The 12,803-nt window shown below is 71.9% G+C and carries 10 protein-coding genes; 5 read left to right on the top strand and 5 right to left on the bottom strand.

Translation table 11 applies throughout. The features are described 5' to 3' along the window. The first annotated feature begins 93 nt into the window (after positions 1-93). The 4 genes from ACFWYS_RS41200 to ACFWYS_RS41215 all read left to right on the top strand — a co-directional run bounded on the left by ACFWYS_RS41200 (position 94) and on the right by ACFWYS_RS41215 (position 4,897). Entirely contained in the window at positions 94-1,005 is a 912-nt protein-coding gene (locus ACFWYS_RS41200; protein WP_384781145.1) for an SDR family oxidoreductase, read from the top strand. 134 nt (positions 1,006-1,139) lie between these two features. Then, entirely contained in the window at positions 1,140-2,291 is a 1,152-nt protein-coding gene (locus ACFWYS_RS41205; protein WP_384781148.1) for an acyl-CoA dehydrogenase family protein, read from the top strand. Continuing rightward, positions 2,291-3,340: a Zn-dependent alcohol dehydrogenase gene (locus tag ACFWYS_RS41210; RefSeq protein ID WP_384781151.1), complete on the top strand. Its 1,050-nt coding sequence runs from the start codon at positions 2,291-2,293 to the stop codon at positions 3,338-3,340. The genes ACFWYS_RS41205 and ACFWYS_RS41210 overlap by 1 nt, the downstream gene beginning before the upstream one ends. A gap of 120 nt (positions 3,341-3,460) precedes the next feature. Then, a complete protein-coding gene (locus ACFWYS_RS41215; RefSeq protein WP_384781154.1) occupies positions 3,461-4,897 on the top strand; it encodes an MFS transporter in 1,437 nt (478 codons plus the stop codon). Here ACFWYS_RS41215 and ACFWYS_RS41220 read toward each other — a convergent pair. After that, positions 4,805-5,848, bottom strand: coding sequence for a GlxA family transcriptional regulator (locus ACFWYS_RS41220; RefSeq protein WP_384781158.1), 1,044 nt, complete (start codon positions 5,846-5,848; stop codon positions 4,805-4,807). The two genes, ACFWYS_RS41215 and ACFWYS_RS41220, sit on opposite strands and share 93 nt — an antisense overlap. Before the next feature lie 71 nt (positions 5,849-5,919). On the opposite strand from ACFWYS_RS41220, the gene ACFWYS_RS41225 reads away from it, so the two are divergent. Further along, positions 5,920-7,254, top strand: a complete 1,335-nt coding sequence (locus ACFWYS_RS41225) for an MFS transporter (RefSeq protein WP_384781161.1) — start codon at positions 5,920-5,922, stop codon at positions 7,252-7,254. A gap of 67 nt (positions 7,255-7,321) precedes the next feature. Here the strand turns inward: ACFWYS_RS41225 and ACFWYS_RS41230 are convergent, their stop codons facing one another. The 4 genes from ACFWYS_RS41230 to ACFWYS_RS41245 form a co-directional block, all read right to left on the bottom strand. Beyond that, positions 7,322-7,927, bottom strand: coding sequence for a flavin reductase family protein (locus tag ACFWYS_RS41230; protein WP_384781225.1), 606 nt, complete (start codon positions 7,925-7,927; stop codon positions 7,322-7,324). A gap of 42 nt (positions 7,928-7,969) precedes the next feature. Further along, the gene (locus ACFWYS_RS41235) at positions 7,970-8,827 is read right to left on the bottom strand and encodes an enoyl-CoA hydratase/isomerase family protein (RefSeq protein WP_384781164.1); all 858 of its coding nucleotides are present in this window, start codon (positions 8,825-8,827) and stop codon (positions 7,970-7,972) included. A gap of 25 nt (positions 8,828-8,852) precedes the next feature. Then, complete coding sequence (locus ACFWYS_RS41240; RefSeq protein WP_384781167.1) at positions 8,853-11,078, bottom strand: acetate--CoA ligase family protein; 2,226 nt, start codon at positions 11,076-11,078, stop codon at positions 8,853-8,855. Between the two features lie 165 nt (positions 11,079-11,243). Further along, positions 11,244-12,761 carry a flavin monoamine oxidase family protein gene (locus tag ACFWYS_RS41245; RefSeq protein ID WP_384781170.1) on the bottom strand — a complete coding sequence of 506 codons (1,518 nt, stop codon included), beginning with the start codon at positions 12,759-12,761 and terminating at the stop codon, positions 11,244-11,246. Between the last annotated feature and the right edge of the window lie 42 nt (positions 12,762-12,803).

Here is a 12,803-nt window from a genome sequence, read left to right on the forward strand (position 1 = left end):
TCCTCCCCGGGGCTTGTCTCCGTGTATCTGACGGGTCGTAGAATCTGATGCGAATCTAACGGACCGTCAGAAACTGCGGGAAGGGGCCGGGGCGTGGGGAACTTCTTGGCAGGCAAGGTCATCGCCGTGACGGGCGCCGGGCGGGGCATCGGACGGGCGGTGGCGCGCGCGGCCGCCGCCGAAGGGGCGCGGGTCGTCGTCAACGACTACGGCGTCTCCATGGACGGCGCGTCACCCACCAGCGAGGTCGCCGAGACAGTCGTCAAGGAGATCGAGGCGGCGGGCGGGGAAGCCGTCGCGGTCGCGGACGACATCTCCACGATGGCGGGTGGGCAGCGCGTTGTGGATACGGCCGTTTCGGCCTTCGGGCGGATCGACGGGGTCGTGTGCGTCGCCGGGATCCTGCGCGAGCGGATGCTGTTCAACATGTCCGAGGAGGAGTGGGACCCGGTTCTCGCCACCCACCTGAAGGGGACGTTCACCGTGTTCCGAGCCGCCTCGGCCGTGATGCGCAAGCAGCGGGCGGGGACGTTGATCGGGTTCACCAGCGGCAACCATCAGGGGTCGGTCTCGCAGGCCAACTACAGCGCGGCGAAGGGCGGGATCATCTCGCTGGTGCGCAGCGCGGCGCTCGGACTGCACAAGTACGGGGTGACGGCGAACGCGGTGGCGCCGGTCGCTCGTACGCGCATGTCGGCCAACGTGCCCATGGAGCTGGCGGAGATCGGGGAGCCGGAGGACGTGGCCGCGTTCGTGGTCTACCTGTTGTCGGATGCGGCCCGGGAGCAGGGGGTCACGGGGCAGGTGTACACGGTCGCCGGGCCGAAGATCGCGGTGTGGGCGCAGCCGCGGGAGTTGCGGGCCGCGTATGCCTCCGGCGGATGGACGCCGGAGGCGATTGCGGAGGCGCTGCCCGGGTCGGTGGGGGTGGATCCGATGCCGATGCTTGCGCGGGTGGAGGCGATGGAGCGGGCCGCTGCCGCCGGGGAGCGGCCGAACGCCTGAGAGATCGGGGGGTGTTCTGGGGCGGCGGCCGCGGGTTGTTCGTGGCTGGTCGCGCCCACGCGGCGGAGCCGCACATTGATACAGCCCCGCGCCCCTGAGGTGGGTGACCTTGCCGGCGAATGGAGGAGACGTCAGTGGACTTCGGGTTCAGTGCTGCGGATGACGTGTTTCGGGTGGAGGCCAGGGCGTGGCTCTCCGAGCATGCCGAGGGTGGCCAGGATCGCCGTGTGTGGGAACGCACCCTGGGGAAGGCCGGGTGGATCGGGCTCGGGTGGGGGGAGGGTGGGTTCGGGAATCGGACCGCCTCGCTCACCCAGCAGGTCGTCTGGGCCGAGGAGTACGCGCGGTCGGGGGCGCCGGCACGGTCGGGGCATATCGGGGAGAAGCTGCTGGCGCCCACGCTGCTCGCGCACGGGACCGATGAGCAGAAGGCTCGCTTTCTGCCGGCGATCGCCGTGGGGGAGGAGCTGTGGTGTCAGGGGTACAGCGAGCCCGGGGCGGGGTCTGATCTCGCCGGGGTGCGGACCAAGGCCGAGCGGGGGGCGGACGGGACGTACCGGATCACCGGGCAGAAGATCTGGACCTCGCTCGCCCATGAGGCCGACTGGTGCTTTGTGCTGGCCCGGACCGAGCCGGAGTCCCGGCGGCATCACGGGCTGAGTTTTCTGCTCGTTCCGATGGATCAGCCGGGGCGTATCGAGGTGCGGCCCATTCGGCAGATGACCGGGACCAGTGACTTCAACGAGGTGTTCTTCGACGGTGCGCACGCGCGCGTGGAGCATGTCGTCGGCGGTGAGGGCGCCGGGTGGAAGGTCGCGATGAGTCTGCTCGGGTTCGAGCGGGGGGTCTCCACGCTCGCCCAGCAGATCGGGTTCGCACAGGAGTTGGAGCGGGTCGTGGAGGCGGCCGTGCGGTCCGGGGCGGCGGACGATCCCGTCGTGCGGGAGCGGCTGGTGCGGCAGTGGGCCGAGCTGCGGGTGATGCGCTGGAACGCGTTGCGCACGCTGGGCCGGGCCGGGGACGCGGGGGCGTCCAGTGCGGCCAAGCTGCTGTGGGGCGGCTGGCATCAGCGGCTCGGGGAACTGGCGATGCAGGTGCGGGGCGCGACTGCGGGGGTGGGGCCGCGGGACTGGGCGCCCTCGTCGCCGTATGAACTCGACGCTCTGCAGCATCTGTTCCTGTTCTCCCGGGCCGACACGATCTACGGGGGCTCGGACCAGGTTCAGCGCACGATCATCGCCGAGCGGGTGCTCGGTCTGCCCAGGGAGCCCAAGGGGGTCGTCTGATGCGCGGTGTGTTGTTCGACGGCAAGCGGGTCGAGGTCGTGGACGACCTGGTGGTGCGGGACCCGGGGCCGGGGGAGGTGCTGGTGGCGATCTCGGCTGCCGGGTTGTGCCACAGCGATCTGTCCGTGGTGGACGGGACCATACCGTTCCCCGTTCCTGTGGTGCTGGGGCATGAGGGGGCGGGGGTGGTCGAAGCGGTTGGTGTGGGGGTCACCCATGTCGGGCCCGGGGACCATGTGGCGCTCTCCACGCTCGCCAACTGCGGTGTGTGTGCCGAGTGCGACCGGGGGCGGCCGACCATGTGCCGGCAGGCCATAGGGCGGCCGGGGCAGCCGTTCACGCGAGACGGACGGCCGGTGTTCCAGTTCGCGTCCAACTCCGCGTTCGCCGAGCGGACCGTGGTGAAGGCCGTGCAGGTGGTGCGGATCCCGAAGGACATTCCGCTGCCCTCGGCCGCGCTCATCGGGTGCGGGGTGCTGACCGGTGTGGGCGCCGTGCTCAACCGGGCGAAGGTGGACCGCGGGGACAGCGTGCTCGTGATCGGCACCGGGGGGATCGGGCTCAATGTTCTGCAAGGGGCGCGGATCGCGGGCGCGTTGCGGATCGTCGCCGTCGACGCCAATCCGGCGAAGGAGGCGGTGGCCCGGCAGTTCGGGGCGACGGACTTCCTGACGTCGGTGGAGGGCGTGCGGGAACTGCTGCCGACGGGGGCGGACCATGCCTTCGAGTGCGTGGGGCGCGTCGAGTTGATCCGGGCGGCCGTCGATCTGCTCGACCGGCACGGACAGGCGATTCTGCTGGGGGTCCCGCCGGCCGGCGCGGAGGCGTCCTTCGTCGTGTCCTCCATGTATCTGGACAAGTCGATCCTGGGCTGCCGGTACGGCTCGTCACGGCCGCAGCGGGACATCGCGCTGTACGCCGATCTGTACCGGGCGGGGCGGCTGCTGCTGGACGAGCTGGTGACGCAGACGTATCCGGTGGAGGAGTTCGAGAGAGCGGCGGCGGACGCGGAGGCGGGGAAGGTGGCACGTGGAGTGCTCACGTTCTGAGAACTCAACGGCCTTTGTCGGCGACCCTGTTGGCGTCTCCCGCCAGTCGCGAGAGCGAGTTTTCCACAGGCCGGGAAAATGGCTGCCGGGTTGTCAGCGGCGGCGCTTACGGTCTTTTGCATGACCTATCGAGACGTCGCCTCCAGGCAGGTCCTGATCTGGGCCTGCACGGCCGTCGCCGCCCGTATGCCGGTCGCCATGACGCCGTTGGCCCTGGTGTTCCTGGTGCGGGAGCGGCCCGGCGGCTACACCCTGGGTGCGGCTCTCGCGGCGGCCTATGCGATCGGCGAGATCATCGGCGCCCCGGTGCTGGGGGTGCGATTCGACCCGGCTCGGGGGCGGCGCCATCTGGCCGTCGGGCTCGCGGGCGGGGCCGTGGGGTTCACGGGGCTGGGGGCGCTGGCCGGGGCGCATCCCGTGGTGCTGGGGGCGTTCGCGTTCCTGTCCGGGGCGGCACCGGCGGCGGTCGCCGGAGGACAGCGGGCGCTGCTGACCTCGCTGGTACCGGAGCGTTCCGTGGCGCAGGCGCTGTCCGTCGAGTCGATGCTGATGTCCGGTGTGTGGGCGGTCTCCCCGGTCGCGGTCGCCGGCCTCGCCCTCGGGGTGGCGCCACGGGTGCCGCTGATCCTCGGGGCCGTCCTGATGGCGTCGTCGATCGCGGGCCACTGGCTGCTGCCCGCCGGCTGGGCCAAGGGTGAACCGGACGGAGGGGTGGGGCGGGTGAAGTCCCGTGTACTGATCCGTGCCTGGCCGGTGTTCGTCACCGGTGCGGCCGGCCTCACCCTGCTCGGCCTCGCCGAACTCACCCTGCCCGCCCTGCTGGAACAGCGCGGCATCGGCGTCGGCTGGTCCGGTCCGATGCTGGCGGGCATGGCCACGGGGGCGGGGATCGGGGCGTTCCTGTACGGCCTGCGGTCCTGGCCGGGGCGGCTTCGTACGCGCAGCGCGGTGCTGATGGGCGGCATGTCGGTCTTCGTCGTCCTCGCCGCGCTGATACCGGGCGCGACCGGCATCGCGATCGCCCTCGTCCTGGCGGGCACCCTCCAGGCGGGCGCGCTGATCACCCGCAACCTCTCCCTGCGCGAGGCGCTGCCGCCGGGAGCCCTGGCCGCCGGGTACTCCGTGATGTACGCGGCCGCGGGCGCCGGCTACGCCGCGACGGGCTCCCTCGCCGGCGGCCTCCTCCAGGTGGTCGCCCCGTCCACGGCCGTCCTCGCCGGAGTGCTGGTGACTCTGCTGCTGACGGGGCTTGGCTGGTGGGGGGAGGGGCGTCGGGAGGCGGGGCACCGGGAAGCGGGCAACCGGGACGAGGTCCGCCGCGACAACGCTGGTGGGGGTGAGGTTCGCCGTGGTGAGGCCGGTCGGGACGAGGCCGGTCGGGGCGGGATCCGGCTCGGGGAGGCTGGGCGGGGCGAGGCTCGTCGTGAAGAGGCCCGTCGGGACGGCGGCGCCCGGTCGGACGGCTCAAGTGCCGCTGGGGACCCGGATGTCGACGTTGCCGCCCGCGCGGAAGGTGCGCCGATAGCTGGTGGGGGTGACGCCGAGGGCCGTCTGTAGGTGCTGTCGCATCGACTGGGCCGTACCGAAGCCGGCGTCCCGGGCGACCTGGTCGACGGACAGGTCGGAGGACTCCAGCAGATGCCGGGCGCGTTCCACCCGCTGCTGGGTGAGCCACTGGCCGGGGCTGACGCCGACCTCCTCACGGAAGCGGCGTGTGAAGGTCCGTACGGACATGGACACCTGGTCCGCCATGTCGCGCAGCTGGATCGGCTCGTGGAGGCGGCCCAGGGCCCAGGCACGGGCCGTGGTCGTGGACGCCTGCTGGGGGTCGGGAACCGGGCGGTGGATGTACTGGGCCTGGCCACCGTCCCGGTGCGGCGGTACGACGGTGCGGCGGGCCACGTCGTTGGCGACCGCCGTGCCGTGGTCGCTGCGGACCATGTGCAGGCACAGGTCGATCCCGGCCGCCACCCCGGCCGAGGTCAGCACGTCGCCGTCGTCGATGAACAGGACGTTCGGGTCGACCTCGATCTGCGGGAAGAGTGCCTGGAAGCGCTCGGCGTCGGCCCAGTGCGTGGTGGCGGGGCGGCCGTCCAGGTAGCCGGCGGCGGCGAGGACATACACGCCCGTGCAGATGGACGTGAGCCGGGTGCCGGGGCGGATGTGGGCGAGGGCGGCGGCCAGTTCGGGGGTGAGGACGCCCTGTTCGTAGAGCGGGCCGTTCTCGTACAGCGCCGGTACGACGACGGTGTCCGCGGTGGCCAGGGCCTCCGGGCCGTGCTCGACCTGGACGGCGAAGTCGGCGTCGGTCCGCACCGGGCCCGGCGGCCGGATCGAGCAGGTGACGACGTCGTACAGATACCGCCCCCGGGCGTCCCTGGGGCGGCCGAAGATGCGGTGCGGGATGCCCAGCTCGAAGGGGAGGAGGCCGTCGAGGGCGAGGACGACGACGCGATGCGGTCGGAAGGGCTCCTGCCGGGCGCGTGCCGTGCTGCTGGCCGTATCCATGGCCCGATCCTAACGAATGCTGTCCCTCGGGCCACTCGTTTCGGACGATCACAGGCCCGAAGCTCTATGTCGTGACCCAGACAACCGAGACGGCAGCAGCCGCAGAGGACACCCGGCCGATCAGGAAGTCCCGCCCGTGGCGGGGTCGCGGCAGGGCACTGCACCGGGCGTGGTTCGTCGCGGCCGTCACCTTCGTCACGATCATCGGCGCCGCCGCCTTCCGCTCCCTGCCGGGCCTGCTCATCGACCCGCTGCACCAGGAGTTCGGCTGGTCGCGCGGCACGATCAGTGCCGCGGTCTCGGTCAACCTGGCGTTGTACGGGCTCACCGCTCCGTTCGCCGCTGCCCTGATGGACCGCTTCGGCATCCGGCGGGTGGTCGCGGTCGCGCTCACCGTGATCGCGCTCGGCTCGGGTCTGACGTACTGGATGACGGCGGCCTGGCAACTGCTGCTGTGCTGGGGACTGCTGGTGGGGCTCGGCAGCGGCTCGATGGCGCTGGCCTTCGCCGCGACGGTCACCAACCGCTGGTTCACCGAGCGGCGCGGCCTGGTCACCGGCATCCTCACCGCCGCCTCCGCCTCCGGCCAGCTGATCTTCCTGCCGGTGCTGTCCTGGCTGGTGGACCAGTACGACTGGCGTCCGGCCGCGGTGACGGTGGCCCTGGCCGCCCTCGTGGTCGTCCCCTTCGTCTGGCTGCTGCTGCGTGATCACCCGGCCGACGTGGGCCTGAAGCCGTACGGCGCCAAGGAGTTCGTGCCCAAGCCGCCCCCCGTGCCGGGTGCCGCGCGCCGGGCGGTCAGGGTGCTTGGCTCGGCGGCCCGCACCGGCCCCTTCTGGCTGCTGGCCGGTTCCTTCGCGATCTGCGGCGCCTCCACCAACGGCCTCATCCAGACCCACTTCGTGCCCGCCGCCCACGACGAGCACATGCCCGTCCAGGCCGCCGCCTCGCTGCTCGCGATCATCGGCGTGTTCGATGTCGTCGGCACGATCGCCTCCGGCTGGCTCACCGACCGCATCGAACCGCGCCGACTGCTCGCGGTGTACTACGCGCTGCGTGGCGTCTCATTGCTGTTCCTGCCGATGCTGCTGGCGCCGAGCGTCCACCCGCCGATGCTCCTCTTCATCGTCTTCTACGGCCTCGACTGGGTCGCCACCGTTCCGCCCACGGTCGCCCTGTGCCGGGAGCTGTACGGCGAGGACAGCGCGATCGTCTTCGGCTGGGTCCTCGCGTCCCATCAGGTCGGTGCCGCGTTGGTGGCCTTCCTCGGCGGGGTCGCGCGGGACGTCTTCGGGTCGTACGACATGGTGTGGTACTCGTCGGGGGCGCTGTGCGCGGCGGCGACGCTGATGGTGCTGGTGATCCGGCGACGTCCGGCTCCGGCTCCTGCGGTGGCCGCGGCCTAGTCAAGGGCTGCCGTCGAAGCCGATGCGTCTGACGGGGAGGCGTGACTGCCTGGAGGAACTGCCCCTTCTAGAGGAACCGCCCCTTGTGGAACAGCAGCGGCGCCTCGTCCCCGTCGCTCGCGCCCAGGGCGTCCACCCGGCCCACCACGATCAGGTGGTCGCCCCCGGTGTGCACCGCGTGGATCGTGCAGTCGATCCACGCGAGCGTGCCCGCGAGGCGGGGTGAGCCGGAGACGGGGGCCGCGTCGTAGTCGACGCCCGCGAACTTGTCCGCCCCGCTCACCGCGAAGGCACGGCACAGCTCGCCCTGACCGGCGCTCAGGACGTTCACGCAGAAGGCGCCCGCGCGGGCGATACGTGGCCATGTCGTCGACGTACGGCCGACCATGAAGGCGACCAAGGGCGGGTCGAGGGAGAGGGAGGAGAAGGACTGGCAGGCGAAACCGGCAGGGGTGGCGGCGTCGTCGGCAGAAGCTGCCGTGACAACGGCCACGCCCGACGCGTAGTTCCCCAGCACGCGCCGGAACTCGGCCTGGTCGACCGGCGCCCGCTCGTCCTCGCCGACGCACCGCAACTCCGGGCGCGGCAGCACTTCGACGGGCTCCGGGGATGCTGTCGTCCCGACCGACCTGAGGTAGCGGACGGCGGCTGCCGCCATCCCTGCGTGTCCCATCACGACACCCATTGAAACTGACTGACCGTCAGATAGGAAGGGTCATAGCCCTTTGAACTCGGCCCTCCTGCGCTCCACGAAGCTCGCCACGCCCTCCCGGGCGTCCTGCGTCGTCATGTTGATCTCCTGGGCGGCCGCCTCCGCCGCGAAGGCGGTGGTGCGGTCGGTGTCGAGGGAGGTGTTGACGAGTTGTTTGGTGAGGGCGAGGGCGCGGGTCGGGCCGGTGGCGAGGCGTTCGGCCCACTCGCGGGCCGTCTTGGCCAACTCCCCGTCCGGCACGACCCGGTTGACCAGGCCGAGGCGTTCGGCGTCCGGCGCGGTGAGCGCGTCGCCGAAGAACATCAGCTCCTTCGCCCGCTGGGGGCCGATGAGCCGGGGGAGGAGGTAGGCGCCGCCGCCGTCGGGGACGAGGCCGCGACGGACGAACACCTCGATGAACCGGGCGGACTCGGCGGCCAGTACGAGGTCGCAGGCGAACGCCAGATGCGCGCCGAGGCCGGCCGCCGTGCCGTTCACCGCCGCGATCACCGGCTTCTCGCAGTCGAGGACGGCCGCGATCAGCCGCTGGGCGCCGAGCCGGATCGTGCGGGCGACATCGCCGGGGACCCGCTCACCCGCCATCACCCCGGGACGCGGATCCGCCCCGCCCCGTCCATCCGCCCCGCCTCGCAGATCCGCCCCGGCGCAGAAGCCGCGGCCCGTTCCGGTCAGTACGACGGCCCGCACGGCGGGGTCGGCGGAGGCGTCGGCGAGCAGCTCGATGATGCGTTCCCGCTGGTCAGGGGTGATCGCGTTGAGGGTCTCGGGGCGGTTGAGGGTGATGCGGCAGACCTGATTGTCAGTGGCGTGCTGTACCAATGAATCGACGGAATTTCCGGGCACACGGGGGGAATTGGGCATGTTCACATCGGCGTCGGCACTCATGTCAGCGGCACACCACCAGCGCGTCCAGCGCCACCGCGCCCTGCCCCCTGGGCAGCACCATCAGCGGGTTGATGTCGAGCTCCGCGAGGTCGTCCTCCAGCTCCAGGGCCATGCGCTGCACCCGCAGGACGACTTCGACCAGCGCGTCGAGATCCGCCGGGGGGCGCCCCCGGACCCCGTCGAGGAGGGCCCGCCCGCGCAGCTCGCCGAGCATGTCCCGCGCCTGCTCCTCACCGAAGGGCGGCACGCGTACGGCACAGTCGCCGAGGACCTCCACGAGCACCCCGCCCAGCCCGACCGTCACGGTCGGCCCGAACAGCTCGTCGTGGGTGGCGCCGACGACCATCTCGACGCCCCGTTCGACCATCTGGCAGACGAGGACACCGTCCAGGGAGACGTCCTCGTAGCGGGCGATGTCGGTCAACTCCCGGTAGGCGTCCCGGACCTGGCTGGCCGAGGTCAGTCCGATCTTGACCAGGCCCAGCTCGGTCTTGTGGGCGATCCGCGCGCCGGACGCCTTCATCACCACGGGGTAGCCGACCAGAGCCGCGGCCCGTACGGCCGCCGCCGCGCTGGTCACCAACTGCTCGCGCGGCACCCGGATGCCGTACGCCCGCAGCAGCTGCTTCGCCGCGTGCTCGCTCAGCTGCTGGCCCGGGCGCATCAGTGGCTGGGCCTTGCGGTAGGAGGGGGACGGCGTGCGGGGTGCCCGGTCGAAGGGGGAGCGGTAGCCGGTGACGAAGCGGTGGTGGTCGAGGTAGGCGCGGACCGCGGTGATGCAGTTCGCCACCGTGCGGAAGGTGGCCACCCGCGAGGAGCCGAGCAGGACCTCGCGGTACGCCGGCTCGGTGCCGACCGGCGACCCCCAGACCACGCAGACCAGCTTGTCCGTCCGCTCGGCGGCGTCCACCAGGTCCTGGACCAGCCTGTCGCTGAGGGGCGGGAAGGGCCCGGTGACCGGGCAGATCAGCACGCCCACCGAGGGGTCGTCGAGGAGGGCGTCGATGATCTTCCGGCCGCGGTGGTCGCCGACCGGATGCCCGCCGTTGTCGACGGGGTTGGCCACGCTCAGATACTCGGGTATCCACTGGTGCAGCTCGGCCTGCTTGGCCTCCGACAGCTCCGGCAGCTTCAGCCCCGCCTCGGTCGCCAGGTCGGCGAAGTGCGCGCCCGTGCCGCCCGAGATCGAATAGACGACGACGCCGTCGGCGCGGGGCGGCCGTGCGCGGGCCAACAGGGCGGCGGTGTCCTGGAGTTCGTCCAGGCCGTCCACCCGGATCACGCCGTACTGCCGCATCGCCGCGTCCACCACCGTGTCCGCGCCGGTCAGCTTGCCGGTGTGTGAGGCGGCCGTGCGGGCGCCGGTCTCGGTGCGGCCCACCTTGACGGCGACGACCGGCACCCCACGGCGGGCGGCGCGGTCGGCGGCGAGCAGGAAGGCACGGCCGTCCTTGAGCCCCTCGACGTAGCAGGCGATGGCCCCGACCTCGGGCCGTTCGGCGAAGTAGGAGATGAAGTCGGCGCTCTCCAGGTCGGCCTCGTTGCCGGTCGGCGCCCAGTGGGAGAGCCGGATGCCGAGCTCCTGGAGGGCGAAGACGGGGCGGCCCTGGTGGCCGGACTGGGTGATCAGGGCGATGGCGGGCCCGTCCAGGTCGTCGCGGAACCGCTCGAAGGCGTTGAGGTTGGTGTTCGGGCCCAGCAGCCGCATCCCGGACCGCTCGACGGCGGCGGTCAGCCGGTCCTGCGCGGCGGCGCCCTCCTCGCCGGTCTCCGCGAAGCCGGACGCGAAGACGACGGCGAACTTCACCTTGGTCTCGGCCAGTTCCTCGATCACCGGAAGGGGGTCGGCGACCAGCAGTACGGCGAGATCGACCTGCTCGGGCAGGTCGGCGACGGAAGGAGAGCAGGGGATGCCGAAGACGGACGGGCGGCTCGGATGCACCGGGAGAAGCCGGGCGCCGACCCGCTCCGACCAGGCGATCAGCTGGCGGGTGACACCGGTGTTCGGCCGACCCTCCGCGTCCGAGGCACCGATCACCGCGACCGACTCCGGCCGGAAGAAGCGGTCCAGATCGGGCACGTCGGAGTACAGCGGACGGCCGCTGACGTCGAGATCGTCGACCTCGGCGGGCCTGCCGTGGACGGCGGGCCCGGGCTGCTCGCCACAGGCGATGACCCGGGCCCGGCGGGAGTCGGTGGTGAGGGTGCCGTGGGTTGATCCAAGCATCGGTCCGCCCGCTCCTGTGTGACAGCGATTAACTGACGCAGTGTCAGATTAAAGGAACTGACGCCATGTCAGGAACGGTTGTGCACGCAAAGTTGGCGGAGCGGTGACCGGCGGGGGTCGGCCCCATGCTCGGCGGGGGTCGGCTCACTGCCCGGCGGACGTCGCTCAGAGCACCGCCAGCACCTCCTTCGCCACCCGCTCGCCCGACCGCACCGCCCCGTCCATGAACCCCATCCAGTGCGTGGAGGTCTCCGTCCCGGCCCAGTGGATGCCGCCGACCGGTTCGCGCAGGGCGGAGCCGTACTGGGTCAGGACGCCCGGGGCCGCGATGGAGACGGGGCCGCCGCGGGTGTAGGCCTCGTTGTTCCAGCGTTGCAGGACGAAGGAGGTGGGGGAGGCCGCTTTCGGGCCGAAGTAGGTGGCGTAGTCCTTCAGCACGGCCGCCCGGACCTCGGCCTCGCTCGCCGCGTCCAGCTTGCGGGCCTCGTCGGCCTCGATGAAGCCCATGAGGGCGCCGTAGGAGGCGTCGGGCGGGGAGTTGTCGAAGGTGGAGCTGATCACGCCGGTGTCGCTGACGACCTGGCCGTTGAACCCGTCGGCACGCCAGAAGGGGGTGTCGTAGACAGCGATGGCCTTGCCCACCGAGGCCATCGGCAGGCGCTGGGTGAGCTGGTCGCGGGCGGCCGGGAGGAGGGGGTCGTAGGTGATACGGGCGGCGAGGGGCGGGGGTACGGCGACGACGACCCTCTTGGCGGTGACGGTGATGCCGTCGGCCGTCACCGCGTACTTGGCGCCGGACTTGGTGATCGTGCGCACCGGGGCGCCGAGCACCACCCGGTCGCCGAGTGTGGCGGCGAGTTTGACCGGCACCAGCTGGGAGCCGCCGACGAAGCGCAGTTCCTGGGCGCCGCCCGCGGTCTCGGTGAGGCGTTCCAGGGTGCCGGGGGTGGACGGGTTGCCGGCGGCGGCGATGTAGAAGAGGACGAAGAGGAAGGAGAGTTCGCGGGGTTCGGCGGAGAAGATCGACGTACAGGCCACGTCGAAGAGGAACTTGGCGGACGGGATGACGGCGTTGGCGCGCAGCCAGGTCTCGAAGGTCTGCCGGTCCCACTCCTCGGCCTTGGCTGCGGTCCAGGGTGCGTCGACCGGGATCTGCTTGGCCAGGTCGTCGAGGGTGGCCTGCACGATCGCCGCGTTGGCGAGGCCCGCCGCGTCGATGGGCGGCACCGAGCCGAGGACGCCGTCGGTGGCGTAGGGGGTTTTCCTGCCGTCCTTGTAGAGGAGGTTGTTGCCGGAGTTGTAGGTGGTGAAGGTCTGCACGCCGAGGGAGTCGGCGAGGGCCTTGATGCGGTCCTGGGTGGGGCCGATGAACTCGCCGCCGCCTTCGGTGACACCGCCGCCCGCCAGGCCGAGTCCCATGACGCGGCCGCCGACGCGGTCGCGGGCCTCCAGGACGGCGACCGATCTGCCGGCCGCCACCAGGTCGCGGGCCGCGGTGAGTCCGGCCAGACCGGCGCCGACGATGGCGACGTCGACCTCGCGGGCGGCGGCGGCCGAGGCGGTGCCGGTGCCGGCGGCGGTGAGGGTGGCGGCACCGGCGGCGGCAGCCGCGCCGCCGAGCAGGGAGCGCCGGGAGAGTCGGGAGAGTCGAGCGGTGCCGGGGAGCTGTCTTTCGCTTGCCACGTGCGTCCTCCGTCAGGGCGAGAGGGAGTGGAGCAGAAAAGT

The organism is Streptomyces sp. NPDC059010, from assembly GCF_042740355.1.
Taxonomy (GTDB): domain Bacteria; phylum Actinomycetota; class Actinomycetes; order Streptomycetales; family Streptomycetaceae; genus Streptomyces.